This is a genomic window from Rhodobacter sp. Har01 (assembly GCF_020564565.1).
GTDB lineage: Bacteria > Pseudomonadota > Alphaproteobacteria > Rhodobacterales > Rhodobacteraceae > Pseudogemmobacter.
Genome location: NZ_JAJCTD010000001.1, coordinates 251,983 through 278,247, shown reverse-complemented (window position 1 = coordinate 278,247; position 26,265 = coordinate 251,983). Strand labels below are relative to the sequence as shown.

Annotated in this window: 24 protein-coding genes and 1 tRNA gene; 11 read left to right on the top strand and 14 right to left on the bottom strand. The window is 69.0% G+C overall.

The features are described from left to right. From LHP98_RS01345 to LHP98_RS01330, 4 genes are read left to right on the top strand one after another with little or no spacing between them, the layout of a single operon-like run. Positions 1–1,860 carry a [FeFe] hydrogenase, group A gene (locus LHP98_RS01345; RefSeq protein WP_227250701.1) on the top strand — a complete coding sequence of 620 codons (1,860 nt, stop codon included), beginning with the start codon at positions 1–3 and terminating at the stop codon, positions 1,858–1,860. 57 nt (positions 1,861–1,917) lie between these two features. Further along, positions 1,918–2,913, top strand: coding sequence for an ABC transporter substrate-binding protein (locus LHP98_RS01340; protein ID WP_227250700.1), 996 nt, complete (start codon positions 1,918–1,920; stop codon positions 2,911–2,913). Between the two features lie 8 nt (positions 2,914–2,921). Continuing rightward, positions 2,922–3,698, top strand: a complete 777-nt coding sequence (locus LHP98_RS01335) for an ABC transporter permease (protein ID WP_227250699.1) — start codon at positions 2,922–2,924, stop codon at positions 3,696–3,698. A gap of 8 nt (positions 3,699–3,706) precedes the next feature. Further along, entirely contained in the window at positions 3,707–4,390 is a 684-nt protein-coding gene (locus LHP98_RS01330) for an ABC transporter ATP-binding protein (RefSeq protein ID WP_227250698.1), read from the top strand. A gap of 43 nt (positions 4,391–4,433) precedes the next feature. Here LHP98_RS01330 and mdoH read toward each other — a convergent pair whose 3' ends face one another. The 11 genes from mdoH to pdxH form a co-directional block, all read right to left on the bottom strand. After that, positions 4,434–6,167, bottom strand: a complete 1,734-nt coding sequence (mdoH, locus tag LHP98_RS01325) for a glucans biosynthesis glucosyltransferase MdoH (protein WP_227250697.1) — start codon at positions 6,165–6,167, stop codon at positions 4,434–4,436. Then, a complete protein-coding gene (locus tag LHP98_RS01320; RefSeq protein WP_227250696.1) occupies positions 6,164–7,768 on the bottom strand; it encodes a glucan biosynthesis protein in 1,605 nt (534 codons plus the stop codon). The genes mdoH and LHP98_RS01320 overlap by 4 nt, the downstream gene beginning before the upstream one ends. A 26-nt stretch (positions 7,769–7,794) precedes the next feature. Continuing rightward, the gene (locus LHP98_RS01315; protein ID WP_227250695.1) at positions 7,795–9,063 is read right to left on the bottom strand and encodes an OpgC family protein; all 1,269 of its coding nucleotides are present in this window, start codon (positions 9,061–9,063) and stop codon (positions 7,795–7,797) included. Between the two features lie 588 nt (positions 9,064–9,651). Beyond that, a complete protein-coding gene (tdh, locus tag LHP98_RS01310; protein WP_227250694.1) occupies positions 9,652–10,677 on the bottom strand; it encodes an L-threonine 3-dehydrogenase in 1,026 nt (341 codons plus the stop codon). Continuing rightward, positions 10,677–11,873: a glycine C-acetyltransferase gene (locus LHP98_RS01305; protein WP_227250693.1), complete on the bottom strand. Its 1,197-nt coding sequence runs from the start codon at positions 11,871–11,873 to the stop codon at positions 10,677–10,679. Before LHP98_RS01305 ends, tdh begins: the two co-directional genes overlap by 1 nt. Positions 11,874–12,023: 150 nt before the next feature. Further along, positions 12,024–12,581, bottom strand: coding sequence for a helix-turn-helix domain-containing protein (locus tag LHP98_RS01300; RefSeq protein WP_227250692.1), 558 nt, complete (start codon positions 12,579–12,581; stop codon positions 12,024–12,026). A 120-nt stretch (positions 12,582–12,701) separates the two neighbouring features. Then, positions 12,702–14,129: a protein adenylyltransferase SelO gene (locus LHP98_RS01295; protein ID WP_227250691.1), complete on the bottom strand. Its 1,428-nt coding sequence runs from the start codon at positions 14,127–14,129 to the stop codon at positions 12,702–12,704. Between the two features lie 119 nt (positions 14,130–14,248). Further along, positions 14,249–14,325 (bottom strand) — tRNA-Pro (locus tag LHP98_RS01290). Positions 14,326–14,392: 67 nt separating this feature from the next. Then, entirely contained in the window at positions 14,393–14,908 is a 516-nt protein-coding gene (locus LHP98_RS01285) for a DUF192 domain-containing protein (RefSeq protein WP_227250690.1), read from the bottom strand. Then, positions 14,905–15,450: a cold-shock protein gene (locus tag LHP98_RS01280; RefSeq protein ID WP_227250689.1), complete on the bottom strand. Its 546-nt coding sequence runs from the start codon at positions 15,448–15,450 to the stop codon at positions 14,905–14,907. Before LHP98_RS01280 ends, LHP98_RS01285 begins: the two co-directional genes overlap by 4 nt. 113 nt (positions 15,451–15,563) lie before the next feature. After that, positions 15,564–16,205 (bottom strand): pyridoxamine 5'-phosphate oxidase, encoded by a 642-nt coding sequence (gene pdxH, locus LHP98_RS01275; protein ID WP_227250688.1) that lies wholly within the window; start codon positions 16,203–16,205, stop codon positions 15,564–15,566. 141 nt (positions 16,206–16,346) lie between these two features. Here pdxH and fabI point away from each other — a divergent pair, with 141 nt between their 5' ends. The 6 genes from fabI to trpE all read left to right on the top strand — a co-directional run bounded on the left by fabI (position 16,347) and on the right by trpE (position 23,153). Beyond that, positions 16,347–17,177 carry an enoyl-ACP reductase FabI gene (gene fabI / locus LHP98_RS01270; protein WP_227250687.1) on the top strand — a complete coding sequence of 277 codons (831 nt, stop codon included), beginning with the start codon at positions 16,347–16,349 and terminating at the stop codon, positions 17,175–17,177. Next, the gene (locus tag LHP98_RS01265; protein ID WP_227250686.1) at positions 17,174–17,788 is read left to right on the top strand and encodes a LysE family translocator; all 615 of its coding nucleotides are present in this window, start codon (positions 17,174–17,176) and stop codon (positions 17,786–17,788) included. Before fabI ends, LHP98_RS01265 begins: the two co-directional genes overlap by 4 nt. Positions 17,789–17,799: 11 nt before the next feature. Beyond that, positions 17,800–18,309 (top strand): xanthine phosphoribosyltransferase, encoded by a 510-nt coding sequence (gene gpt / locus LHP98_RS01260; protein ID WP_227250685.1) that lies wholly within the window; start codon positions 17,800–17,802, stop codon positions 18,307–18,309. A 200-nt stretch (positions 18,310–18,509) separates the two neighbouring features. Then, entirely contained in the window at positions 18,510–19,700 is a 1,191-nt protein-coding gene (locus LHP98_RS01255) for an aminotransferase (protein ID WP_227250684.1), read from the top strand. 79 nt (positions 19,701–19,779) lie between these two features. After that, a complete protein-coding gene (locus LHP98_RS01250; RefSeq protein WP_227250683.1) occupies positions 19,780–21,645 on the top strand; it encodes a peptidyl-prolyl cis-trans isomerase in 1,866 nt (621 codons plus the stop codon). Beyond that, the gene (gene trpE / locus LHP98_RS01245) at positions 21,642–23,153 is read left to right on the top strand and encodes an anthranilate synthase component I (protein ID WP_227250682.1); all 1,512 of its coding nucleotides are present in this window, start codon (positions 21,642–21,644) and stop codon (positions 23,151–23,153) included. Before LHP98_RS01250 ends, trpE begins: the two co-directional genes overlap by 4 nt. A 309-nt stretch (positions 23,154–23,462) precedes the next feature. Here the strand turns inward: trpE and LHP98_RS01240 are convergent, their stop codons facing one another. The 3 genes from LHP98_RS01240 to LHP98_RS01230 form a co-directional block, all read right to left on the bottom strand. Further along, positions 23,463–24,272, bottom strand: coding sequence for a lysophospholipid acyltransferase family protein (locus tag LHP98_RS01240; RefSeq protein ID WP_227251518.1), 810 nt, complete (start codon positions 24,270–24,272; stop codon positions 23,463–23,465). A gap of 11 nt (positions 24,273–24,283) precedes the next feature. Continuing rightward, positions 24,284–25,066, bottom strand: coding sequence for a GNAT family N-acetyltransferase (locus tag LHP98_RS01235; RefSeq protein WP_227250681.1), 783 nt, complete (start codon positions 25,064–25,066; stop codon positions 24,284–24,286). 162 nt (positions 25,067–25,228) lie between these two features. Next, entirely contained in the window at positions 25,229–25,411 is a 183-nt protein-coding gene (locus LHP98_RS01230; RefSeq protein ID WP_227250680.1) for a DUF3553 domain-containing protein, read from the bottom strand. 31 nt (positions 25,412–25,442) lie between these two features. On the opposite strand from LHP98_RS01230, the gene LHP98_RS01225 reads away from it, so the two are divergent. After that, a complete protein-coding gene (locus LHP98_RS01225; RefSeq protein ID WP_227250679.1) occupies positions 25,443–26,042 on the top strand; it encodes a histidine phosphotransferase family protein in 600 nt (199 codons plus the stop codon). The last annotated feature ends 223 nt before the right edge of the window (positions 26,043–26,265 follow it).

The following is a 26,265-nucleotide window of genomic DNA, read 5'->3' as shown; positions in this document are numbered from 1 at the left end:
ATGTGCACGCCCGATCTCGCCAGCCTTGCCGCCCGCGACCCGGCCCAGGCCACCGTCACGCTTTCGCTCAACGGCAAGCCCTGCACCGCCTTTCCGAACGAGACCATCCTGTCCTGCGCGCGCCGGCATGATGTCTATGTCCCAACGCTGTGCGAGATGGACGACATCGACCACGCGCCCGGCACCTGCCGGGTCTGCGTGGTCGAAATCCAGCAGGCGGGCAAGGACAAGCCGCAGATCGTCACCTCCTGCAACACCCCGGTGCGCGACGGCATGGAGGTGCAGACCCGCTCGAAAAAGGCCCGCGACATGCAGCGGCTGCAGGTCGAGTTGCTGATGGCCGACCACCTGCAGGATTGCGCCACCTGCATCCGCCACGGCAATTGCGAATTGCAGGATCTGGCGCAGTTCGTCGGCCTGAAGGAGAACCGCTTCTTCGACCGCGCCCAGACCGAGGCGCGGCCGATCGACCTGACCTCGCCGGCGATGGTGCGCGACATGACGCGCTGCGTGCGCTGCCAGCGCTGCGTGGCGATCTGCCGCTACCACCAGCAGGTCGATGCGCTGGTGATGGAAGGCAGCGGGCTGAACCGCCGCGTGGCGCTGCGCCACGCCGAGGATTACCCCAACTCGCTGTGCGTCTCTTGCGGGCAATGCGTGCTGGTCTGCCCCACCGGCGCTTTGGGTGAGCTGGACGAAACCGACCGGGCGCTGGAATTCATCTGCGACCCCGATCTGGTGACCGTGGTGCAGTTCGCCCCTGCCGTCCGGGTGGCCTTCGGCGAGGAATTCGGCATGCCGGCGGGGACCAACGTCGAAGGCCACATCGTCGCCGCCTGCCGCAAGATCGGCATCGACGTGGTGCTGGACACCAACTTCGGTGCCGACGTGGTGATCATGGAAGAGGGCGCCGAGCTTCTGTCGCGGCTGGGCCAGGGCAAGCGGCCCACCTTCACCTCATGCTGCCCGGCCTGGATCAACTTCGCGGAAATCCACTACCCCGAGATCCTGCCGTTCCTGTCCTCGACCCGCTCGCCGCAGCAGGTGCTGTCGCGCGTGGCCAAGACCTACCTGCCCGAGAAGATGGGCATTTCGCCTGATCGCGTAAGGGTGATCTCGATCATGCCCTGCGTGGCCAAGAAGGACGAGGCGGTGCGGCCGCAACTGACGCAGGACGGCCGCCCCGACACCGACGTGGTGCTGACCACCCGCGAATTCGCCCGCCTGCTGCGGCGCGAAGGGATCGACCTCAAGACCCTGGAACCCTCAACCTTCGACAACCCGCACATGAGCGCGTCCTCGGGCGCCGGCGCCATCTTCGGCACCACCGGCGGGGTGATGGAGGCGGCCGTGCGCACCATCTACGCCGTGGTCAACGGGCATGAAATGGACCGGATCGAGTTGCACCAGTTGCGCGGCTTCGAAGGCATCCGCGAGGCGACGGTCGATCTGGGCGGCAAGGTCGGCACGGTCAAGGTCGCCATGGTGCACGGCCTGGGCGACACCCGCGCGCTGGTCGAGAAGGTGCTGCGCGGCGAGACCGACTACGACTTCATCGAGGTCATGGCCTGCCCCGGCGGCTGCGTCGACGGCGGCGGCTCGCTGCGGTCGAAGAAATCCTACCTGCCGCTGGCGCAGAAACGGCGCGAGACGATCTACAACGTCGACCGCGCCGCCAAGGTGCGCCAGTCGCACAACAACCCGCAGGTCCAAGCGCTGTATCGCGATTTCCTGGGCGCGCCGAACTCGGACAAGGCGCATCACCTGCTGCACACCTATTACGAAGACCGCCGGCGCGACCTGCAGCACACCGTCAAGGAAATCTGGGACGACATCACCGCCAGCACCATGCTCTACTGAGCGGACCCGCGCCCGCCCCGATCCGATCCGCCCCGATCCGTTTCGAAGGACTGCCCCATGACCCCGACCCAAGGCCCCCTCCTTGACCGGCGCAGCCTGCTTGGCGGGCTGGCCGCGGCGGCGCTCCTGCCCGGCGCGCGCCCGGCCGCCGCGGCCGAACCGCTGACGCTCTGGGGCATTCCGGCGACACCCTCGGCGGTGTTTGCCCGCGCCGCCGCCGCGCCGGGCCTGCAGGCCGTCGCCCCCGGCACCCGCTTCGCGATCTGGAAAAGCACCGACCAGATGCGTGCCGGCGTCGCCTCGGGCGATTTCCAGCTGTTCGCCAGCTCGACCTATGCCGCCGCCAACTTCTTCAACCGTGGCGCCGGGACGCGGATGGTCAATGTCGTCACCTGGGGCGTGCTTTACGTCATGGCGCGCGACGAAACCGTCACCCGGATCGAGGACCTGGCCGGCAAGACCGTGCTCTTGTCCAACAAGAACGAGGCGCCGGACCTGCTGTTCCGCATGGTCCTGCGCTGGGCCGGCCTGGACCCCGACCGCGACGTCACGCTGGAATATGTCGGCACTCCGGGCGAGGCGGTGCCGCTGTTCCTGTCGGGGCGCGCCGACATCGCGGTGCTGCACGAACCCGCCGCCACCGTCGCCCTGATCAAGGCCGCGACCGAGGGCCTGCCGCTGTTCCGGGCGCTGGACGTGACCCAGGCCTATGGCCAGCACACTGGCCGCGGCGCCCGCATCCCGCAAGTCGGCCTTGCCGTCAGCGCCGAACTCCTGGACAGCCGGCCCGAGGTGGTTGCCGCCGCCCATGCCGCCTGCATCGAGGCCGCGGCCTGGGCACTGGCCCAGCCAGAGGCCGCCGGGGCGCTGGCCGGCCCGCTGCTGGACCTGCCGGCGCCGGTCATCGCCCGCTCGCTGCCGCATGTGCATCTCGACGTGGTCTCGGCGCGGGCGGCACAGGACGACATCGAGGCCTATTTCCAGAACCTCATGCAGCTGGACCCCGGCATCGTCGGCGGCAAGCTGCCCGAGGCCGGCTTCTACTGGGGCTAGACGGGCCGGTGGCACGCAAAACCCCTCGGGTCTCGCGGGCCTATGGCCTGGTCGGCATCGCCCTGCTGCTGGCGCTGTGGCAGGCGGGGCATCGCGCCTATGGCCCTCTGGTCCTGCCCGGACTGGACGAAACGGCGGCCACCCTGCTGCGGATGATCGGCGATGGCACCGTCGGTCCGGCGCTGGCCCGGACCGCCACGAATGCCGGGCTGGGCTGGCTGGCCGGGGCGCTGGTCGGGGTCGCCGCCGGAACCCTGGCCGGCTTGCGCCTTGAGGTGCAGCGCGCCCTGCAACCGGTCGCCATCATCTTCCTGGGCATTCCGGCGATCGCCTGGGTCGTGCTGGCGCTGTTGTGGTTCGGCGGGCACTGGGCGGTGGTCTTTACCGTCGCCGTCGCCACCGGCCCGCTGGTCTATGCCGCCGCCGCCGAGGGCGCGCGCAGTCTGGACGGCGCGCTGATCCGCATGGCGCGGGTGTTTCGCGTGCCGCTGGCGGCGCGGCTGGTCAACATGCACGGGCCGCACATGCTCAGCCATCTGTTCCCCGCCCTGGCCACCGCGCTGGCGATGTCGTGGAAGGTTGCCGTCATGGCCGAGCTCTTGGCCGGCGCCGGCGGCATCGGCGACGGCCTGGCCAAGTCCCGCGCGCAGGTCGATACCGCCGCGACCATGGCCTGGGTCGTGGTCGTCGTCACCGTGCTGATCGCGGTTGATGTCGCAATCCTGCAGCCTCTGCACCGGCGCCTGATGCTCTGGCGCGACGACGGGCGGGGCAGCGCGCCATGACCCAACCGATGACCCAACCCGCGACCCAGCCCATGCTGTGCCTGCAGGGGGTGGATTTCGCCCATGACGGCGGGCCGGTGCTGACCGGGATCGACCTGCACTTGCCGGCCGGAACCGTCACCGCGCTGATGGGTCCCTCGGGCAGCGGCAAAAGCACGCTGCTGGCGCTTGCCGCCGGCCTTCTTGAACCGGATGCCGGGCGGGTGCAGCGGCGCTGCCGCAGACTTGCCGTGGTGTTCCAGGACGCAGCACTGCTGCCGTGGAAGACCGCCCTCGACAACGTCGCCTTCGCGCTGATCGCCCAGGGCCTGCCGCGCGCCCGGCGCCGCGCCTGCGCGCGCGCCATGCTGGCCACCGTCGGCCTGGCGCCGGGCGATGCCGACAAGCTGCCGCGGCAGTTGTCCGGCGGCATGCGGCAGCGGGTGGCGCTGGCCCGGGCGCTGGTGGTCGAGCCGGACCTTCTGCTTTGCGATGAACCCTTCAGCGCGCTGGACGCCCAGGTGCGCGCCGAGCTTTGGCAGGTGCTGCGCGCGGTTCACCAGCGCTCCGGCCTGACCACTCTGGTCGTCACCCATGACCGCGACGAGGCGCTGACGCTGGCCGACCGGGTGGTCGTTCTGGACAACCACCGGATCGCCTGGACCGGCTCTGTGGCCGAATTCGGTCCCACCTCCTTCGGACAGGCCGGCTGATCGCAGCCGGGTCTGGCGGGGCAAGCAGGCGGGCGGGGCAGCCTCAGCGGAGGCGGCCGGTCGCGGCCTGCGGCAACCGGCTGCCGTCCAGTCCGGCCAGTGCCGAGACCGGCACCGCCAGCACCAGTCCCAGCCCCAGCGGCAAGGCCCAGAGGCTGAGGACGCCAAAGCCCATCGCCGCCAGCAGCGCCACGCCCAGCGCGGTCTCTGCGGCGTGAAAGCGGGCCAGCTCGCGCAGCGGGATCCGGCCGTGCCCGTGCTGCGGCCAGCCGGTATCGACGCCGGCCAGCGCGCGGCCGATGATCTTCAGGTGCTGCACCATCATCACCGGGGCGACCAGGGTTGAAACCGCCGTCTCGGCCAGCACCATGCCGGCAAATCCCAGCCGGCGGCCGCGCGGCACGCCGACGCGGGCGATGTGGTCGGCAATGCCCATCAGCTTGGGGGCGAACAGCAGCGTCAGGACGGTGGCCATCAGCCAGCCGGCGCCGCTGTCGCCGCCCAGCACGAACCAGACCTCCTGGCTGCCCGCCACGGCCCAAAGCGTCAGGATGCTGGCCCAGACCACGGCGCCCAGATAGGCCATCGCGCCCGAGAACAGGTGAAACCGCGACACCGCGGTCAGCCCGGGGGTGCGGATCAGGCGCAGGTGCTGCAGGTTGCCCTGGCACCAGCGCGCATCGCGGCGGATATGGCCGACCAGCGAGCCGGGGGCGTCCTCGTGGCTGTCGGCGGCCTCGGGCAGGATGCGCACACCCCAGCCGGCACGGCGCAGCAGCGCGGCCTCGACAAAGTCGTGGCTCAGGATCACCCCGCCCAGCGGGCGCGGGCCGCTCAGATGCGGCAGGCCGGTGCAGGTGGCAAAGGCGCGGATGCGCACAATGGCGTTGTGGCCCATGAAGTTGCCGTCCGAGCCGGTCCAGGCGGCATAGCCGCGGCCCAGCGGCCCGCCATAGACCCGGCTGGCAAAGGATTGCAGGCGTTGCCAGACGGTGTCGCCCGGCGCGACCATGGCCAGCGTCTGCACCAGCGCGCAGCCCGGATCGGCGACCAGCGCGTCGGCCAGCGTCAGCACGGTGCGGCGGCCCATCTTGCTGTCGGCATCCAGGATCAGCGCGGCGTCATAGGCCGAGCCCTGGCGCATGATCCAGTCGCGGATGTTGCCCTGCTTGTAGTCGCGGTTCTTCAGCCGGTGGCGGTAGCGGATGAACAGGCCCGGGTGGGCCTCGCTCAGCGCGGCCACCGTCGCGGCCTCGGCCAGCACGGCGGCGCTGTCGCGGGTGTCCGACAGGACATGCAGCGAGAAGCGGTGGGCGTGGCCCGGCCCCTTCAGCGCGGCCAGAAGGTCGGTGGCGCGGCTGATGGTGTCACCCGGGTCCTCGCCATACATCGGCAGCAGGATGGCGATGCGCAGGCCGGGGGCGGCGGCATGGGCCTGCGGGCGCGGCCGGCGGAACAGGCCGATCGCGGCGGTGACGGTCGACAGCGCCAGCCAGTAGATCGCAAAGCCCGACAGCGCCGCCAGCGCCACATCGGTCACGGCCAGCCGGCCGTCAAAGGCCAGCACATGCGCCGTGGCCAGCCCGAAGGCCAGCGCCACCAGCGGCGGCAGGCCCAGCACGGCCACCCGCACCCGGCGCGCATGCGTCCGGCGCGGCCCGGTCGCCGGGGCGGCCGGATCGTGGAACGGCAGGTCCAGCCGCTGGTCCGGCATGGCCAGGCTTGCCGGTTGGCCGACAGGCTGGAACCCCGTCAGCGGACGAAGGATCTGAGTCATCTGCCAAACCACCTGTAAAGCCACACCTCGCCGACCCGCACGTCGTCGCGCCACAATTCGGCGCGCAACTCGGCCGGGCTGCCCTCGGGCAACAGCACCGTCGCCGCGACCCGGACGCCTCCCGTCGCCGGGTTCGGCTTCACCTGCACGCTTCTCACCTCGCCGGCGGTGGTCGTCACCCGCGCCTCCAGCGCACCGACGTCCTCGCCCAGCGCCGGATGCGGCGCGTAGTCGATGGTGAAGATGCGGCCGTCCTCGAACACCCGCTCGCCGGTCCGCGTCGCCTGGACCTGCGCCACCAGCCCGTCCACCGGGGCCTCCTCGCCCCAGTACAGCCGGTAGCCGAAGCGCTGCTCGCTGCCCGCGGGCATTGGCGCCTCGGGCTGCCAGAAGGCAACGATGTTGTCGTAGATTTCCTTGTCCGCGGGGATTTCCATCAGCGCCACGCGGCCCTTGCCCCAGTCGCCCAGCGGTTCCACCCACAGGCTGGGGCGGCGCTCGTATTTCGCTTCGAAATCCAGATATGCGCCGGGGTCGCGCGCCCGCTGCATCAGCCCGAAGCCGCGCAATCCGCTGTCGTAGAACCCGCTGATCTCGACCCGGTCCGGGTTGCGCAACGGCCGCCACAGGATTTCCCCCGCGCCATTGGCGATCTGCAGCCCGTCGCTGTCATGCACGCCTTCGCGGAAATCATCGAACCGGATGCGGTTCAGATCGTTGAACAGGAACATCGAGGTTTCCGGCGCGATCCCCACATCCTTCAGCTCGATCCGCGGAAACACCGAGGCCTCGACCTCGATCACCGTCGGCAGGCCCTTGCGGATGCGGAAGGTATAGGCGCCCGAAGCCGAAGGCCCGTCCATCAGCGCATGCACCACCGCCTCTTCGGCGCCGGGGGTTGCGGCCTCGACCCAATAGGCGCGGAACAGCGGAAACTCCTCGGGGCCTTCCGCCCCTGTGGTCCGCAACGCCAGGCCCCGCGCCGACAGGCCATAGGACTGGCCCTTGCCGATGGCGCGGAAATAGGTCGCGCCCTGGAACACCGCATATTCCTGAAACACCGTCGGCTTTTCCATCTCGCCCAAGAGGCGCAGGCCGGAAAAGCCGGTGCCGGCCGGGTCCAGCTTTGGAAAGCGGTCGGTGGTGTCGAACAGCCGCAACTCGAAGGCCACCGGCCGGGCCATGCCGCCCTCGACCGCATGCACCTCGACCGGATGGGTCTGGTAAAGGCCCGCCACGAACAGGTCGGCCACCACGGCGCCCTCGGTGCCGCGATACAGCGCATGCCGGGTGTCGAACCAGATCTCGCGGAACTGGTCATAGGTCAGGTCGCGCCATTCCTCGGCGATCTCGGGCGGCGCCACATAGTCGGCAGCCGCCAGCGCCTTGGCCCGCGCGACCAGCGCCTCGCGGTTGAACGGCACCGGATCGCCCAGCGTCACGCCAAAAACCTCGGTCGCCGGCGCGGCAGCATCGGCGCCAGGCCCAACGCCTGCCCCGACGCCTGCCCCGACCCCAGCCCCGGCCTCGCCTTCGGCCCAGGCGGCCTGCGGCAGCAGCCCCAGCGCCGCCAGCGCGGCCAGCAGCCCTCGCCTGGTCATGTCCGGCCCAGCTTTGTTCGGAACCGTCATCCCCACACCTCCGGTTTGGTCACTGGCCCGACTGACGCCGCGGCCTCTGGCCGGACCTTCGCCCGCGGCGCCGCCGTCGCCCCCGACACAGGCTTTGCCGTCGCGGCCCAGGGGCCGGACTTGATCCAGCCCACCAGCCAGGCCGTGGCATAAAGAATCGCCAGGCCAAGCAGATTGACCGCCAGCGTCGGCAGGAAGTCCCGCCCCGACAGGTCAAGCAGCGCGCCCAGCCCGCGCGCGATCACCATCGACACCGCAAAGACCGCCAGCGACTGCCGCCCGATCAGCGCCACCGCCTGCACCAGCGGCACCCGCCGCTGGCCTTGTGTCAGCCGCTGGCCCCTGGGCCCCACGGCGACCCAGGCCAGATAGGCCAGCGCCAGGAAATGCACATAGCGCAGCGCGCCCAGGTGGGTCTTGTCGTGCAGCACCAGCCAGTCGCGGCGCCACTCGCGCAGGGCTTCCGATGCGCCCAGCGTCACGTGCCAGGCGAAGGGCACCGTCAGCACCACCACCGCCAGCGCCAGCCAGACCAGGTCGCGCCGCACCGGCGGCGCCGGCACCCAGCCCGCCATCAGGGCAAAACCCGAGACAAAGACCAATTGCCAGGCGAAGGGGTTGAAGAACCATTCCCGGGTCGAGCCGTTCTCGAACCACGCTTCCGCCGGCAGGCCAAGCCCGCCCATCGTGGCATAGGCCCACAGCGCCAGGCTTGCCGCCATCGCCAGCCGCCGGTCGATCCGCGCCAGCGCCATGAAACCGGGCAGCAGCGCCAGGATCACGATATACATCGGCAGGATGTCGAAATAGTTCGGCACATAGGTCAGCGTCAGCAGGCCCAGAAGATTCGGCCCGGTCTCGTTCAGGAACGGCTTGAGGTTCAGCCCCGAGACCACGTCGCGCGGAAACAGACCGGTGGCCTGCAGGCTCAGCATCAGCGCCAGCGTCACAAGGAAGACGCCGATATGCACCCAGTAGACCTGCCAGACGCGGTAGAACACGCGCGCCGCGCCGATCGCCCAGCCGCTGCGCAGGAAGACCGGCCCGAAGGCCAGGGCCGAGGCCATGCCCGAGCAGAAGACGAAGATCTCGGCGGAATCCGAAAAGCCGAAGCGACCGGGAATCCACAAGGCAAAGGGATTGTCGGTGATATGGGCGACAAGGATGACGATCATCGCCACGCCGCGAAAGAAATCCAGTCGCAGGTCGCGCGGTTTCTTCGCCGTGTCCGTCGCCGTCGCCATCGCCGCGGGGCTTGCGCTCACGTCCGCCACCGTCATTCCTGTCTGGTGCCGGTCCCGGGCCTGCAGGGCGCTGGCCGGGACAGGCCGCCGTCACACTCGTTTGTTGAACCGCAGATACTGCAATCGCAGCATGATTCCTGGGCGCCCGGATAGCCCCGCGCGGTCAAAGCTTCAATGCGGTTTGGTCTGAAAAGAACGTGATTTGGCAGGCTTACGAGACGATTCCAGCAAGTTCCCGCCGATCTGCCCGATTTTCGACCACTTGACGCCGAAACCGCACACTGCATGCGCAGCATGTGGCGGTGGGCGAGTCGCGTGCGGCGGCGCCCGTCGGTTCCGGAACTCGCGCGACGTCCGGCCGCGATTTCCGCGCGGAAATCGTCTGTCGCCGCTGACTCCCATGCCCGGGTCTTGCCCCTGAAAACCGGCACTCTCGCGACATCCGGCCAGCTTTCGGCGACCTGTCTGCAAGCTTTCGGCGGGCTTTCGGCGGGCTTTCGGCCGCCCCGCACACAGACCCCACCCAAGGCAACCCTTAAGAAAGTCTTAAAGTCGCCTCATAACCCATTGGAATCCCTTGCGGCAAGACGTGTCCCATCATGGGACGCCTCAAGTCCAGTCCAGCACCACCTTGCCGCTGAGGCCCGACCGCATGGCCGCGAACCCGTCTTCGAACCGGGCGGCCGGGAAGCGGTGGGTGATGACCCCCCGGATCTCCAGCCCGTTCTCCAGCATGGCGATCATCTTGTACCAGGTCTCGAAGATTTCCCGCCCGTAAACCCCCTTGATGGTCAGCGCCTTGAACACGATCCGCGACCAGTCCACCGCCGTCCTGCCCGGCGGGATGCCCAGCATCGCGATCCGCCCGCCCATCACCATCGCCTCGACCATCTGGTCCAGGGCGGCGGGACTGCCCGACATCTCCATCCCCACGTCAAAGCCCTGCACCAGCCGCAGCCGCCCCATCACCTCGCGCAGGTCCTCGCGGGCGACGTTCACCGGCACCACGTCGGCCACCCGCGCCGCCAGCGCCAGCCGGTCCGGGTTCACGTCGGTGATCACCACATGCCGCGCGCCCACATGCCGCGCCACCGCCCCCGCCATGATCCCGATCGGCCCCGCGCCGGTGATCAGCACGTCCTCGCCCACCAGATCGAAGCTCAAGGCCGTATGCACCGCGTTGCCCAAGGGATCGAGGATCGCCCCCACCTCGTCGTCGATGCCCTCTGGCAGGGGCACCACATTGAACGCGGGCAGCCGCAGGAACTCGGCAAAGGCCCCCGGCTCGTTCACCCCGATGCCGCGCGTCTCCGGGTCCAGGTGAAACCGCCCCGACCGCGACTGGCGCGAGTGCGTCCCGATCAGATGCCCTTCGCCGCTGCACCGCTGCCCGACCTTGAGGTCGGTCACGTCGCGCCCCAGCGCCACGATCTCGCCGGCGAACTCATGACCCGTCACCAGCCCCACCGGCACCGTCTTCTGCGCCCAGGCGTCCCAGTTCCAGATGTGCACATCGGTGCCGCAGATGCCGGTCTTGCGAACCTTGATCAGCACGTCATCCGGCCCGATCTGCGGCACCGGCCGTTCCTCAAGCCACAGCCCTTCCTCGGCCTTCGCCTTCACCAGACAGCGCATCAGATCACCCCCAGTTCCTTTCCTGCCCCGGCAAAGGCGGCAAGCGCGAAATCCAGATCGCCCCGGGTCAGCCGGGCATTCATCTGCGTGCGGATGCGCGCCTGCCCCTTCGGCACCACCGGGAAGAAGAACCCCGCCACATGCACGCCCCGCTCGCCCAGGGCCGCCGCCATCCGCTGCGCCAGACCGGCATCGCCCAGCATCACCGGCACGATGGGATGCTCGCCCGGCGACAGCCGGAATCCCAGGCCCTCCAACCCCGCCCGCCAATGCCTCGCATTCTCGAACAGCCGCGCCCGCAGGTCGTCGGCGCCCTCGACGATGTCCAGCGCCGCCAGCCCCGCCGCCACCACCGCCGGCGGCAGGGCGTTGGAAAACAGATAGGGCCGCCCGCGCTGCCGCAGCAGATCGACCACCACGCGCGGCCCGGCGACATAGCCGCCCAAGGCGCCCCCCAGGGCCTTGCCCAGGGTGCCGGTCAGGATGTCCACCCGCACCCCGGCGCGCGACGGCGTCCCGGCGCCCCGCTCGCCCACGAAGCCAGTGGCATGGCAGTCGTCCACCAGCACCAGCGCGCCATGGGCATCCGCCAGCCGCCGGATGTCCGCCAAAGGCGCGAAATGGCCGTCCATGGAAAACACGCCATCGGTGGCCACCAGCACATGCCGCGCCCCCTCGGCCCGCGCGGCCCGCAACTGCGCCTCAAGATCGGCCATGTCGCCGTTCGCATAGCGATACCGCCGCGCCTTCGAAAGCCTTATGCCGTCGATCAGGCTGGCATGGTTCAGACTGTCCGAGACCACCGCATCCTCGGCCCCCAGCAGCGGCTCGAACACCGCCCCGTTGGCATCGAAACAGGCCGCGAAGAGGATCGCGTCCTCCATCCCCAGGAACCCCGCCAGCCGCGCCTCCAACTGCCGGTGCAGCACATGCGTGCCGCAGATGAAGCGGACCGAGGCCATGCCATAGCCCGCCTCGGCCATCGCTGCCCCCGCCGCTGCGACCAGTCGAGGATCGTCGGCCAAGCCAATGTAATTGTTGGCACAAAGGTTCAGCATCCGCCGCCCGGCCAGGGTGACCCAAGTCCCCTGCGGCCCCTCGATCGCGTGCTCGGTCTTCCACAGCCCCTCGGCCCGGATGCCCGCAAGCACCTCGCCCAGATGCCCCAGAAACGCCGCGCCCGCAGAATCCGTCATCACAGATGCCCTTCTTTTTGGCGGATCATGCCAGAACTCCGCGCGATGTCAACATGACGGATACTTATCCGTCAAAGCGGAATTCCTGCCTTCATCTTGGCCCAAATACCCTCCGGGGGTCCGGGGGTGGAAAACCCCCGGCGCCCGGCCTCAACTGCCCTGCACGATCAGAATGACGCGCGCCGCCCCGACGCCTGTCGCGGCAATCTCATGCCCGCGGTCGGCCGCATAGCGCGCCACGTCGCCCGGCCCCAGCCGCTCGACCTCATCCCCCGACTGCACTGACACCTGACCGTCGATCACCGTCAGATGCTCGCGGCAGCCCGGCGAATGCGGGTCCGAGACCAGCCGCGCGCCGGGGTCGAAGTCCAGCTCGTAAACCTCGTTCTCGCCCACCGCCTCGGCCGGCGACAGGATGCGGATGCGCACGCCGCCGCGGTCGATCACCGGGGCGGCGCCCGCCCGGGTCACCTCGATCCCGGGCCGCGGCTTGCCCTCAAGCAACCCTGCGAAGTCCACCTGCAGGGCCTGGGTCAGGTTCCACAGCGTGGCGACCGTGGGCGAGGATTCGGCCCGTTCGATCTGGCTGACCATGCTGCGCGACACGCCCGACAGCTTGGCCACCGCATCCAGGCTGAGGCCGCGCGCCTTGCGCGCCTCGCGCAGCGATTGCGCCAGCCGGTCGTGAATGTCGGAACGCGCGCTCATGCCGCCAACCTGCCCGCCCCGGCGCGCGAAATCAACCAGGGTGATCCTGCGCCCCTGCCCCCGACGCAACGCCCCGCCTTGCCCCGGCACGCCGATGCGTCGTGCCGGGGCAAGGCGGGGTCAGGTGCCGCAGAAGGTGACATAGGGGCCAAACCCCGAGGGCGCGGGCAGCATGTAGGGCTCGCGCTCGACAAACGGCTCTCGCACGGCCTGCAGCAGGGCCTCGAAGGGCGCCAGGTCGCCCGCCGTCGCGGCCTCCAGGGCCTCTTCGACCCGGTGGTTGCGCGGGATCACCGCCGGGTTTGCGGCCCGGATGCGCGCGGCCGCCCCAGGGGACAGCCGGGCCTGCCAGCGCGGCAGCCAGGCCTCCATCGCGGCGAAACTGTCGAACAAGGGGCGCAGGGCCGACAGGTCGCCCTCGGCGGCCCCGGCCAGGCGGCGGAAGGTCAGCGTCCAGTCCGCCCCCTCGATCGCGGCCAGCAGGTCATCGACCAGTGCCGCATCTTCAGCCGCCTCGCCCAACAGCCCCAGCTTGCCCCGCATCACGGCCAGCCATTCGGCCCGGTAGAGTGCCGCGATGCCACCCAGCCGGTCATTCGCCACCGCGACGGCGCGTTCGCCGTCGGGGTCGATCAGCGGCACCAGCGCCTCGGCCAGCCGGGCCAGGTTCCAGCCCAGGATCGCGGGCTGGTTCGCCCAGGCATAGCGCCCCTGCCGGTCGATCGAGGAAAACACCGTGCCCGGCGCAAAGCCTTCCATGAAGGCGCAGGGGCCATAGTCCAGCGTCTCGCCCGAGATCGCCATGTTGTCGGTGTTCATCACGCCGTGGATGAAGCCCAGGCCCATCCACTGTGCGATCAGGCGGCACTGGCGGGCGGTGACGGCATCGAACAGGGCCAGCGCGGGGGTCGCGGCGCCGGCGGCTTCGGGAAAGTGGCGGGCCAGCGCATGGGCGGTCAGGGCCGCCAGTTTCTCGGTCTCGCCGCGGGCGGCGAAGAACTGGAACGTGCCGACCCGGAGGTGGCTGGCCGCCACCCGGGCCAGCACCGCGCCGGGCTGGCGGCCCTCGCGCCAGACCGCCTCGCCGGTGGTGGCCACCGCCAGGGCGCGGGTGGTGGGCACGCCAAGGGCGGCCATGGCCTCGGACACCAGCACCTCGCGCAGCATCGGGCCCAGCACCGCCTTGCCGTCGCCGCCGCGCGAAAAGGGCGTGCGCCCCGAGCCCTTCAGTTGCAGGTCCCAGCGGCGCCCGTCAGGCCCGATCACCTCGCCCAGAAGATGCGCCCGGCCATCGCCCAAGCTGGGAGAGAAACCGCCGAACTGGTGGCCGGCATAGGCCAGGGCGATGGGCTCGGCCCCCGGCGGCACCTCGGCGCCAGAGAACCAGCCGGCGCCCTTGTCCGCCAGCAGGTCCGGGTCCAGGCCCAACCCGACCGCCAGCGGCCGGTTGAGAAAGACCAGCGCCGGCGACGGTGCGGGATCAGGGTCGAGCCGCAGAAAGGTGCCCGGCAGGTCACGGACCCAGGAATTGTCAAATCTGAGAATCATGGATCAGAGATAGGGGGTCAGGGTGCCCCGCGACAAGCGCCGCGCGCGCATTACCCGGCCGGAAGGGCCAGGTCCCGGCCAGTTCCCGGGGCGCTGTGCGGGATGGGCGCTGTGCAGGATGGTCGGGGCGACAGGATTCGAACCTGCGACCTACGGTTCCCAAAACCGTCGCGCTACCAGCCTGCGCTACGCCCCGTTCCGCGCGACCAGATAGCGCGGATCGCCGTCAAGGGGAAGCGGATTGCCGAACCGGTCGCCGCGGTTCACTTGCAAGGCCAGGCGGCCGCGTCGCCAATGGCGGGGTGCCGCAGGACGGCCCCCGGGACGATGCCCAGCCGTTCGGCCAGGCCGCCGTTGACCTCAAGCACGAACTGCACGTCCGACCCGCCGTCGATCGGCGTCAGGTCCAGCGGCACGGCGTTGCCATGCACCCGCGTCACCACGCCGGCCGCATCGGCGAAGATCATGTCCAGCGGGATCAACGTGTCCTTCATCCAGAACTGCGCCGCCCGCGGCGCTTCGTAGACGAACAGCATGCCGGCATCGGGTGAAAGCGTCTCGCGCGCCATCAGCCCCAGCGCCCGTTCGGCCGTGTCGTCGGCGACTTCGACGACAAAGCTCTGCCTGCCGCCCGGCCAGCGCAGATCGACGCGGCCCGGCGAACAGGCCGCCTCGGCCCGCAGCTCGGCGGCTGGCAGGATCGCCGCAAGACCCGCAAGCCCGCCCACCGTCGCGAGGACGGCACGCAGCGATCGGTACCTGCCCGGCCCCGCGGTCATTCCTGCCCGTCGCCTGCATCGCGCATGGCGGTTTCCCAGCTGAGAACCTGCACCGCCATCCGGCCGCGGCGGCCTTCGGCCACGCGCAGCACCACCGCTTCGCCCGAGGCCAGGTCGGCAAAGCCCGAGACCCGCAGCACCTCGACATGGATGAACACATCCTCGGGCCGCCCGAACACGTTGGCGAAGCCGAACCCCTTGGTCTTGTCGAACCACTTCACCCGGGCAGGCTCCAGCGGTAGCGCCAGCAGCTCCTCGGGAGAATGCACACCGGCATCCTCGCCAAGGGGGATGATGCCCCCCTCGGGCGGTTCGATCTTGAGAACCTCGATGGCCTGAACGCCGCGCTGGGTGGTCTGGATCCGGACCGAGATACCCGCCCCGTCGGCCACCGAACTTTGCCCGAAGTTGCGAAGCACGTTGGCGTGAAGAAGGATATCGGCGTCGGTGCTGTCAGAGACGATGAAGCCAAAGCCCTTAGCCGGATCAAACCACTTCACCCGGCCCTGCACCACCTGCACGGCCTTGTCTTCTTCAGTCATTCCTAGAGCCATCTCCCCAGAATATGCCCTGCGCCACAAATGCGGCCTAAGCGGGCTAAGGTTCAAGAGAAATCGTTACTGTCGCCACCGAACATTAACACATTCGCGCCCCGTCAGGGGCTTAGGCGATCACAGGTCCACCCTGACCTAAGGGAAGTTCGCGTAAAGCGAAAGCGGTCATGCAACCGGAAAGCGCCGTCTGCCCAGAATTCGATCTCGACCGGCCGCAGCCTGATTCCCCCCCAGAACGGCGGGCGCTTCGGAAGCGGTCCCTGGGTCAGCGTGACCTTGGCCACTTCGGCCATGAGCGCCTCTCGGGAGGACAGCGGTTCGGACTGCCGGCTCGCCCAGGCGCCCAGCCGCGACTTGAGGCTGCGGGACGCGAAATAGGCATCGGCCTGCGGCCCGTCCTCGCGTTCGGTCAGGCCGCGGACGCGGATCTGCCGGCGCAACGATTTCCAGTGCAGCACGAAGGCCGCCTTGCCAGAGCCGTCGATCTCGCGCCCCTTGGCCGAGCCATAGTTGGTGTAGAAGACGAAGGCCCCGTCCGGGACCCCGTCGATCAGCCCGAAGGACTCGATTTCCTTCAGCAGGACCATGCGCACGTTCGGCAGGCCGTCCGGATCGACGGTGGCCAGCGCGATGGCATTGGGATCGTTCGGCTCGACCGGCTCGGCCTCGGCCAGCCAGCGTTGAGCGATCACGAAGGGATCGTCGCCCGCAAAGATGCCGGTCCGGTCCGCCGTCCTGTCCATGGCCTTCTTCCTGCCCCGCCCGCTTGTTCTGTCCGCTTGCCCGCCTGCCTGAGCTGCCGGCTTGGCCTGCCCTTGCGGCAATGTTGCTTTCCGCCTACACGTCTTCGGCAACGAACCGCAAGGGTGGGCGAGGAGCGGCGGATGTCAACCGGACTGATGGCAGGGAAGCGCGGCCTTATCATGGGCCTCGCCAACGACAAGTCGATTGCCTGGGGGATTGCCCAGGCGGTGGCCGCGCAGGGCGCTGAACTGGCATTTTCCTATCAGGGCGAGGCCTTGAAGAAACGGGTCGAGCCGCTGGCCGCCGAATTGGGCAAGCCGATCCTGTTCGAATGCGACGTCGCCAGCGAGGAAAGCCTGGACGCGCTGTTCGCCGCGCTGAAGGCCGAGTGGGGGCATCTGGATTTCGTCGTCCATGCCATCGGCTTCTCCGACAAGTCCGAACTGCGCGGCCGCTACGTTGACACCACGCGGCCTAACTTCCTGATGTCGATGGATATTTCGGTCTACAGCTTCACCGCCGTCTGCCAGCGGGCCGCGGCGATCATGGGGCCCGGCGGCAGCCTTCTGACGCTGACCTACTACGGCGCCGAAAAGGTGATGCCACACTACAATGTGATGGGCCTGTGCAAGGCCGCGCTGGAGGCATCGGTGAAATACATCGCCGAAGACCTGGGCAAGGACGGCATCCGCGTCAACGCCATCTCGGCCGGGCCGATCAAGACCCTTGCCGCCAGCGGCATCGGCGATTTCCGCTACATCATGCGCTGGAACGAGTTGAACAGCCCGCTGCGCCGCAATGTCACGCAGGACGAGGTGGGCAAGGCCGCGCTGTTCCTGCTGTCCGACCTGGGGTCCGGCACCACCGGCGAGAACCTGCACGTCGATGCCGGCTATCATGTCGTCGGCATGAAGGCGATCGACGCCCCCGACATCGACCTTGTGACCGGCAGGAAAGAGAACGGCCAGTGAGCCTTGCGGCTTTCCTGGCCTTTGCCGGGCTGGTGATCTTTGCCGCAATCTCGCCCGGCCCCGCCGTGCTGATGAGCGCGCGCACCGGGCTGACCGAGGGCTTTCGCACCGGTGTCATGCTGGCGATGGGCATCGGCACCGGCGCGGTGATCTGGGCGCTGGCGGCGATGTTCGGGCTGGGCCTGGTCTTCGCCGCCGCCCCCGCGGCCCTGTGGGCGCTCAAGCTGGGTGGCGCGGCCTATCTGCTGTGGATGGCCTGGCACCTGTGGCGCGATGCCGCCACCCCCTTTGTCACCGAGGACAGCCGGCCCGTTCCCCGCTCGCCCTTCGCGGCGTTCCGGCTGGGGCTGTGGACCAACCTGGCCAACCCGAAGGCGGCGGTGATGTTCTCGTCGATCTTCCTGGGCACGCTGCAGCCGGGCACCCCGATCTGGATGCTGGCCGCCCTTCTGGCGGTGATCTTCACCGCCGAGACGCTGTGGAACAGCCTGGTTGCCCGCATCTTCTCGCTTGACCGGACGCGCGCGAGATATATCAGCCTGAAGACCGTCATCGACCGCACTTTCGGGGGCGCGCTGGCGCTTCTGGGGGTGAAGATCGCCGCCACCTGAAAGGGGAACCCATGTCCGCCGATCGCCTGCCGCATGAAAAGGGCTTTCACGTCAGTTGGGACCAGATCCATCGCGACGCGCGCGCGCTGGCCTGGCGGCTGGACGGCAAGGGGCCGGGCGAAGGCGGGGCGTGGCGCGCGGTGGTCGCCATCACCCGCGGTGGCCTGGTGCCGGCGATGATCGTCGCGCGCGAGCTGGACATCCGGGTGATCGACACCATCAGCGTGCGCTCCTACAGCCACCAGTCGCAAACCGAGGCCCGCGTCATCAAGGCGCCGCAAGCCGACCTGATGGGCGACGGCACCGGCATCCTGGTGGTCGACGACCTGGTCGACAGCGGCAAGACGCTGGAACTGGTGCGCCGGCTGTATCCGGCGGCGCAGTTCGCCACGGTCTATGCCAAGCCGCTGGGCAAGCCGCAGGTCGATACCTACGTGACCGAGGTCAGCCAGGACACCTGGATCTTCTTTCCCTGGGACATGGCGCTGCAATACGTGCAACCCTACCGCGGCGCCGATTGACACCCAAGGCAGGGGGCCTGCCGCCCCCTCTTGCGCGTGCCGCGCAATTCACCCCCGCGGGTATTTTTGCCAAGATGAAGACCTGAGACCTTTGTCTTCATCTTGGCAAAAATACCCTCCGGGGGTGCGGGGGCGGAAAGCCCCCGCCGACGGGTCCACCTGCACACCCACCGCACGCCAACCGCTCGACGGAGTCGACGATGCCCCAGCCCCCGATCACGCCGCTCAATCCCGCCTTCGCCGCCACCGAGCCACCGCCGGTGATGGAAGCCCGCCGCTGGATCGCCGGCAAGAGCTTTTCCGCCGACCGGCCGCTGATCAACGTCAGCCAGGCGGCGCCGGTGGACAGCCCGCCGCTGGCGCTGCGGCAGGCGATTGCCGAGGCCGCGCTGAACGACCCGGCCGCGCATCTGTACGGCCCGGTGCTGGGCCTGCCTGCCCTGCGGGCGGAAATCGCGACGCAATGGTCGGCCGCCTATGGTGGCACCATCCGGGCCGAACAGGTGGCCATCACCCAGGGCTGCAACCAGGCCTTCACCGCCGTCATGGCCACCCTTGCCGGGCCGGGGGATGAGGTGATCCTGCCCACCCCGTGGTATTTCAATCACAAGATGTGGCTGGACATGGCCTCGGTCTCCACGGTGCCGCTGGACAGCGGCGAGACGCTGATCCCCGACGCCAGGGCCGCCGAGGCGCTGATCACGCCCCGCACCCGCGCCATCGTGCTGGTCAGCCCCAACAACCCGGGCGGGGTGGAATATCCGGCCGAAACCCTGGCCGCCTTCCGCGACCTCGCCCGCGCCCATGGCCTGGCGCTGATCGTGGACGAGACTTATCGTGATTTCGACAGCCGGTCGGGGCGGCCGCACGAGTTGTTCGTCGACGAAGGCTGGGACCGCAGCTTCGTCCAGCTTTACAGCTTTTCCAAGGCCTACCGGCTGACCGGGCACCGGGTCGGCGCCATCGTCGCCAGCGAGGCGCGGCTGGCCGAGGTCGAGAAATTCCTCGACACCGTGGCGATCTGCCCCAGCCAGCTGGGCCAGATCGCGGCCCTTTGGGGCATGCGCAACCTGGCCCAATGGGTGGCGGGCGAGCGCGACGAGATCCTGGCCCGCCGCCGCGCGATGACGGACGGATTCCACGCCCTGCCGGGCTGGAAGCTCTTGGGCTGCGGCGCCTATTTCGCCTATGTCGAGCACCCGTTCGACATGGCCAGTGACGCGCTCTGCAAGCGGCTGGTGGAGGACTGCGCGATCCTGATGCTGCCCGGCACCATGTTCCAGCCCGAGGGCAGCGCGGTGGGCCGCCGGCAGATCCGCATCGCCTTTGCCAATGTCGACGCGGCCGGCATCGCCGAGATGTTCCGCCGGCTTGCGGCCTTCCGGCCCTGAGACCCCTGCCCGGCCATCTTGCCCCGCGTCCCCCTTCCCTCTAGACAGGCGGGCAAAGCGGATGCCACAGGCGGACCTCATGGCCAAGACCCCCGACGACGACGCAAAGAAACCCGTCAGCCGCGGCCAGAAAACCGCGGCCTGGGTGTTGACCGGTCTGCTGATCCTGGGCCTGGGCGGCTTTGGCGTCACCAACTTCGGCGGCACCACCACCTCGATCGGCAGCGTTGGCGACGTGACCCTGACCATCGACGATTACGCCCGTGCCGTGCAGCAGGAGACTGCCGCCTTCTCGGCACAGGTCGGCGCCCAGATCGGCATCGCCGAAGCGCTGTCCTTCGGGCTTGACCGCCAGGCCCTGCAGGGACTGGTCACCCGCGCCGCCCTGGACGATGCGGCCGGCAAGCTGGGGCTTTCGGTCGGCGACCAGACCGTCGCGGCGGAGGTCATGAAGATCAAGGCCTTCCAGGGCACCTCGGGGTTTGACCGCGAAGCCTACCGTCAAATCCTGCAACGTGAGGGTCTGACCGAAATCGAATATGAGAACAGCATTCGTGCCGAAACCGCCCGCACGCTGCTGCAAGGCGCCGTTTCTGGCGGCTTCGTCGCCCCGGCAGCGGTCACCGACGCCTTCTACAAATGGGTCGCCGAACGCCGCGGCTTTGCGATGATCCGGCTGAGCGAGGCCAGCCTCGCCACCCCGATCCCGGCCCCGACCGACGACGAGCTGAAAGCGCATTACGATACCAACATCGCTGAGTTCACCAAGGCCGAGGCCAAGCGCATCGCCTATGCCGCGCTGCTGCCCGAGATGATCGCCAAGGACCAGCCGGTGGACGAAGCCGCCGTGCGTCAGCTTTACGACGAGCGCATCACCGAATTCGTGGTGCCCGAACGCCGGCTGGTCGAGCGGCTGGTGTTTCCGGACCAGGCCACCGCAGACGCCGCCAAGGCCCGGGCCGAGGCCGGCACGCCATTCGACACGCTGGTCATCGAACGTGGCCTGACACTGGACGCCGTCGATCTGGGAGACGTCTCCAAGGCCGATCTCGGGGCGGCCGGCGAAGCGGTGTTCGCCGCCGCCGAAGGCAGCATAGTGGCCGCGGACAGCGATCTTGGGCCGGCGCTGTTCCGCGTCAACGGCATCCTCGCCGGCGAGGAGACCAGTTTCGAGGCGGCCAGGGAGGGCCTGTCGGAAGAGCTGCGCATGGACGCCGCGCGGCGAGCGATCTCGGACCGGATCGAGGCGATCGACGATCTTCTCGCGGGCGGCGCCTCGCTGGAGGACCTCGCCCGCGAGATGGGCATGGAGTTTTCCACCCTGGACCATGTCATCGGCCAGCAGGGTGCTGCGCCGCTGGAGGGGTATCAGGCCTTCCGCAACGCAGCCGATGCGGTGAAGCAAGGCGATTTCTCCGAGGCGGTGGTGCTGGAAGACGGCGGCGTGGTGGCAATGGAATTCGTCGAGACGGTGCCGGCGGCACCGATCCCCTTCGATGAGGCGAAAGAGAAAGTCGCCGAAAGCTGGCACACGGCGGCGTTGAAAGCCGCGCTGGCCACGCAGGCGGCGGCCTTCAAGGCCGCGGTCGAGGGCGGCGCCGACATCGGCAGCCTTGGTCTGGTGGACCGCACGCCCGAGATCGCCCGCGACGGCTTTGTCGAAGCGGCGCCGCAGAGCTTGCTGCCGGCCATCTTCACGATGGCCGAGGGTGAGGTCCGGGTGATCGAGGAGGGCGATTTCGTCGCCCTCGTCCAGCTGGAAAAGGTGATGCCCGCCGCGACCGAGGGCGACGAGGCCAAGGCCCTTCGCGCGGCTCTGGAGGCCCAGATCCAGCAGGCGATCTCGGACGACGCCTTCAACGCCTTTGCCACCGCGGTCTTGGCCGAGGCCGGCATCCGGCTGGACCAGGCCGCCATCAACGCCGTGAACGCGAGACTGCAATGACCATGCTCCCCGCCTTCGAGGCCTTCGAAAAGGGTTGGGCCGAAGGCAGGAACCAGCTGGTCTGGACCCGGCTTGCCGCCGACCTGGACACCCCGGTCAGCCTGATGCTGAAACTCGGGGACGCCCGGGCTGACACCTTCATGCTGGAATCGGTCACCGGCGGCGAGGTGCGCGGCCGCTATTCGATCGTCGGCATGAAGCCGGACCTGATCTGGCGCTGCCGCGGCGCGGTCAGCGAGATCAACCGCGAGGCCCGCTTCGACCCGGCGGCCTTCCGGCCGCTGGAGGGCGCACCGCTGGACACGCTGCGCGCGTTGATCGCGGAAAGCCGGATCGAGATGCCAGAGGGGCTGCCGGCGGTCTCGGCCGGCCTGTTCGGGTATCTCGGCTATGACATGATCCGGCTGGTGGAACACCTGCCGGACGTGAACCCCGATCCCATCGGCCTGCCCGATGCGGTGCTGATGCGGCCTTCGGTCATTGCGGTGCTGGACGGGGTCAAGGGCGACGTGACGCTGGTGGCACCTGCCTGGGCGGGATCGGGGCTTTCGGCGCGGGCGGCCTATGCCCAGGCGGCCGAGCGGGTGATGGACGCGCTGCGCGACCTCGACCGCGCGCCGGCCGGCGCGATGCGCGACCTGGGCGAGGCGGCCAAGGTCGGAAACCTGCGGTCGAACTTCAGCCATGACGGCTACAAGGCCGCGGTCGAGAAGGCCAAGGACTACATCCGCGCCGGCGACATCTTCCAGGTGGTGCCCAGCCAGCGCTGGGCGATGGATTTCGCGCTGCCGCCCTTTGCGCTGTATCGCAGCCTGCGACGCACCAACCCCTCGCCCTTCATGTTCTTCTTCAATTTCGGCGGCTTCCAGGTGGTGGGCGCCAGCCCGGAAATCCTGGTGCGGCTGCGCGACGGGCAGGTGACGATCCGCCCCATCGCCGGCACCCGCAAGCGCGGCGCAACCGAGGACGAGGATCGCGCGCTCGAGGCCGACCTGCTGGCCGACCAGAAGGAACGGGCCGAACACCTGATGCTGTTGGACCTCGGTCGCAACGACGTGGGCCGGGTCGCCAGGGTAGGCACGGTGCGGCCGACCGAGAAGTTCATCATCGAGCGCTACAGCCACGTCATGCACATCGTGTCGAACGTGGTGGGCGAGATCCGCGACGGCGAGGACGCGCTGTCGGCGCTGCTGGCGGGGCTGCCGGCGGGCACCGTGTCAGGGGCGCCCAAGGTGCGGGCGATGCAGATCATCGACGAGCTGGAGCCGGAAAAGCGTGGCGTCTATGGCGGCGGCGTGGGCTATTTCGCGGCCAATGGCGAGATGGATTTCTGCATCGCGCTGCGCACCGCGGTGCTGAAGGACGAGACGCTGTATATCCAGGCCGGGGGCGGCGTGGTCTATGACAGCGACCCGGAAGCCGAGTACCAGGAATCCGTCAACAAATCCAACGCCCTGCGCCGCGCGGCAGAAGACGCGGGACGGTTCGCGCAGCGCAGCAACGGCTGACAGCGGGAATCCGGCGGAGCGGCCGCAAGAGGCGGCCGCAAGCTTGCATCTCGCCTCTGCGCGCAAGCGCGCAACCGGCTCGGAGCCCCGGCCCCGGCGCGACGCTTGTTCTGCGGCGGCGCTTCCGGCATTGGCCGCGGATGCCTCCGGCGGGGGTATTTCAGCCAAGATGAAATCCATGCCCTTCATCTTGGCACAAATACCCCGGGGGTGCGGGGGCTGGCCCCCGCCGTCGAGGAGGAGCGGGAACCGCAACGACGAGGCAAATGACTTGCGGCGCATGCCGCGCCTTTGGATCCCCGGTGGCGGTCAGGCTTCGGCCAGGCTGTGGGCGGTGCGGATCACCCGTTCGCAGTAGGCCGCCAGTTCCTTGCGGCCGGGGAAGGCATCGACCGGAACCGGCGGGTGGTAGATCACCTCGACCCGGCCGTGCCGGGGGGCCGCAAGCGCCGCCAGCAGGTGCGGGGCAAAGCCCATGTCGCCCCACCAGCCATAGTGACGCGGGTCCTCGCCCGGCGGGGCATGGTAGATCACCGTCACCGGCTGGATGTGCATCACCCGATCCAGCCCGTGGGTGTAGAAGGCCTGGAACAGCGTCGACTTGAAGGGCAGCACTCGGATCGCATCGGTGCTGGTTCCTTCGGGAAAGAACAACAGCTGGTGGCCCGCCCGCAGACGGTCTTCGAACACCTGCTGCTGCTGCTTGGCCTCGGCCCCCTTGCGCGCGATGAACACCGTCCCGGTTGCCCGCGCCAGCCAGCCGATCGCCGGCCAGTCCGCCACCTCGGCCTTGGCGACGAAGTAGATGCGCTGGCTGGCGTTCAGGGTAAAGATGTCCAGCCAGGACGAGTGGTTGGCCACCACCGCCCCTTTCTCGTGCATCGGCTCGCCGCGCACGTCGCGACGCAGCCCGAGGATGACAAAGGCCGACCGGCAGACGAACTGGGTGATCCAGGGCGTCCAGGGCCGGGCCGGGCCGAACAGCGGCGCCTCGACCAGCCGCACCAGCAGCAGCAGCCCGAGACAGCCGAAGGTGACCAGACCCAGCACCGCACCTTTCCAGACCACCCGCAGCCAACCCGCCGGTCCGATTCGTAGCGGCGGGACCGGGGCGTTCATCCAGTCGGTGTTCACGCCGGACCCTTCTTGCGGATGTAGAAGTCGCGGTGCTTGGCCGACATCCGGCCGGTGTCCATGACCAGGCAGACATCGGTGGTGTTGAACGGAAGGTCGAGGAAGGCGCCGTCGCCGACGAAGCCGCCAAGCCGCAGGTAGGCCTTGATCAGCGCCGGCATCGCCGCCATGGCCGCCTTGCGGTCCAGCTGGTCGGCCGGCACAAGGTCCATCGCGACCCGCCCCGGTGGCCGCGCGACGACGCGCATATCGGGCGGCGCCAGATGGTGGTGGTAAAGCCAGGCCAGTTGCGGGGCAAGCGCCGCGACGTCGGTGCCGTGGAACGAGGCCACGCCGAACAGCACCTCGATGCCGCGTTCCAGCACGTATTCGGCCAGCCCGTTCCACAGGTGGAACATCCCGGTTCCGCCGCGGTGGTCGGGGTGAACGCAGGACCGGCCCAGTTCGACCAGCCGCCGGCCAGAGGCCCGCAGCGGCCCAAGATCATATTCGGCCTCGGAATAGTAGCGCCCCCCTGCCCCGACCCGATCCGACGGCAGCAGCCGGTAGGCCCCGACCACGTGGTCGCCGCTGGCCGGGTCCACCCGGCGGTCGATCAGCAAGAGATGGTCGAACAGCGGGTCGAATTCGTCGCGCTCAAGGCCCTGGTCGTGGTCCACCAGCGGCCCGTCCGCCCCCAACTCCTGCACGAAGACCCGGTAGCGCAGGCGCTGCGCCGCGCGCAGGTCTGCCGCGTCGGTTGCAAGGCGCTGAAGATAGATCGGGTCGTCGGAGAGCATTGGTGTTCCGCAGGACGGCCGCTCAGGACTTAGACAGGCCGGGGCCGCAATGCAACCGTCGCCCTGGTCTTGCCTGCAGCCGACTGGAGCCAGACTGCAGCCAGTTTGGGGGCGTTGCAGGCGTGCGCCCATCTAAGGTTGCATTCGCGAACGGAATGCCCACTATGCGTGTCCGGCGTCGAAATCAAGGCGAAGCTCCACATGCCTGCTGTCGATCACAATCTTCCCGGCATGTTCGAAATTCACCGTCACGCGCCCGCCGATGTTCGACTGAACCTGACCAAGGCCCCAATCGGGCCGGTTGGGGTGGCGCACGAACATGCCTGGCTGCAAAAGCGAGTTCATCGAATCGTTCCCTGACAGAGGCCTCCAAGACATGCAGGACAAACCCGACCTGGCCGCGCTGATCGGCTCGCGCATCTGCCATGACCTTATCAGCCCGATCGGGGCCATCGGCAACGGCGTAGAGCTTCTGATGATGGACCGCAGTGCCGCGGCCAGCCCGGAACTTGCGCTGATCGCCGAAAGCGTGGCCAATGCCAACGCCCGGATCCGGTATTTCCGCGTCGCCTTCGGGTCGGCCGCCGGCGACCAGCGCATCGCCCGGGGCGAGGTGGTGTCGATCCTGAACGACATGACCCGGGGCGGCCGGCTGACGGTGGACTGGCAAAGCCCCAGCGAGTTGTCACGGCGCGAGGTCAAGCTGGCGTTCCTGCTGCTGCAATGTCTGGAATCGGCGATGGCCTATGGCGGCAAGGTGCGGATCGAGCGCGGCGACACCGGATGGCTGATGCAGGCCGAGGCGGCGCGGCTGAAGATCGACCCGGCGCTGTGGGAGATTCTGACCGAGCGCCATCCCCCGGCCGAGATCGGCGCGGCGCAGGTGCATTTCGCCCTGGTGCCGGAAGAGCTGCACAGCCAAAGCCGCCGGCTGGTGGCCGAACTGAAGGAAACCGCCATCCGCCTCAGCTTCTAGCGCCGCCGGCAGGCGGCTGCACTCGGCGCGTCCGGACCATCTGGCCGGTCGCGCCGGGCACCTGCCCTTGCCAGGTTTCTCGCCCGATCAGACATCTCATGCAGATTCCGTCTTTACACCTGACAATTTCTGTCGGAATAAAGACCGCAAGAGCCAGCCCGGCGGTTCGTTGCGTGTCTGGGCAAGCCAGCCTGTCAAAGCGATCCCAAGGGAAAGACGGATG

Bases quoted from the DNA above. Each gene is read 5' to 3' on its own strand.
- LHP98_RS01345 (WP_227250701.1), top strand. From the start codon at position 1: ATGTGCACGCCCGATCTCGCCAGCCTTGCCGCCCGCGACCCGGCCCAG.
- LHP98_RS01305 (WP_227250693.1), bottom strand. From the start codon at position 11,873: ATGACGGATTCTGCGGGCGCGGCGTTTCTGGGGCATCTGGGCGAGGTG.
- tdh (WP_227250694.1), bottom strand. From the start codon at position 10,677: ATGCGCTGTCTGGTGAAGGCGAAGGCCGAGGAAGGGCTGTGGCTTGAG.
- LHP98_RS01295 (WP_227250691.1), bottom strand. From the start codon at position 14,129: ATGATTCTCAGATTTGACAATTCCTGGGTCCGTGACCTGCCGGGCACC.
- fabI (WP_227250687.1), top strand. From the start codon at position 16,347: ATGTCAACCGGACTGATGGCAGGGAAGCGCGGCCTTATCATGGGCCTC.
- gpt (WP_227250685.1), top strand. From the start codon at position 17,800: ATGTCCGCCGATCGCCTGCCGCATGAAAAGGGCTTTCACGTCAGTTGG.
- LHP98_RS01285 (WP_227250690.1), bottom strand. From the start codon at position 14,908: ATGACCGCGGGGCCGGGCAGGTACCGATCGCTGCGTGCCGTCCTCGCG.
- LHP98_RS01300 (WP_227250692.1), bottom strand. From the start codon at position 12,581: ATGAGCGCGCGTTCCGACATTCACGACCGGCTGGCGCAATCGCTGCGC.
- LHP98_RS01230 (WP_227250680.1), bottom strand. From the start codon at position 25,411: ATGAACTCGCTTTTGCAGCCAGGCATGTTCGTGCGCCACCCCAACCGG.
- LHP98_RS01255 (WP_227250684.1), top strand. From the start codon at position 18,510: ATGCCCCAGCCCCCGATCACGCCGCTCAATCCCGCCTTCGCCGCCACC.
- LHP98_RS01280 (WP_227250689.1), bottom strand. From the start codon at position 15,450: ATGACTGAAGAAGACAAGGCCGTGCAGGTGGTGCAGGGCCGGGTGAAG.
- LHP98_RS01250 (WP_227250683.1), top strand. From the start codon at position 19,780: ATGGCCAAGACCCCCGACGACGACGCAAAGAAACCCGTCAGCCGCGGC.
- pdxH (WP_227250688.1), bottom strand. From the start codon at position 16,205: ATGGACAGGACGGCGGACCGGACCGGCATCTTTGCGGGCGACGATCCC.
- LHP98_RS01330 (WP_227250698.1), top strand. From the start codon at position 3,707: ATGACCCAACCCGCGACCCAGCCCATGCTGTGCCTGCAGGGGGTGGAT.
- mdoH (WP_227250697.1), bottom strand. From the start codon at position 6,167: ATGACTCAGATCCTTCGTCCGCTGACGGGGTTCCAGCCTGTCGGCCAA.
- trpE (WP_227250682.1), top strand. From the start codon at position 21,642: ATGACCATGCTCCCCGCCTTCGAGGCCTTCGAAAAGGGTTGGGCCGAA.
- LHP98_RS01240 (WP_227251518.1), bottom strand. From the start codon at position 24,272: ATGAACGCCCCGGTCCCGCCGCTACGAATCGGACCGGCGGGTTGGCTG.
- LHP98_RS01235 (WP_227250681.1), bottom strand. From the start codon at position 25,066: ATGCTCTCCGACGACCCGATCTATCTTCAGCGCCTTGCAACCGACGCG.
- LHP98_RS01225 (WP_227250679.1), top strand. From the start codon at position 25,443: ATGCAGGACAAACCCGACCTGGCCGCGCTGATCGGCTCGCGCATCTGC.
- LHP98_RS01340 (WP_227250700.1), top strand. From the start codon at position 1,918: ATGACCCCGACCCAAGGCCCCCTCCTTGACCGGCGCAGCCTGCTTGGC.
- LHP98_RS01320 (WP_227250696.1), bottom strand. From the start codon at position 7,768: ATGACCAGGCGAGGGCTGCTGGCCGCGCTGGCGGCGCTGGGGCTGCTG.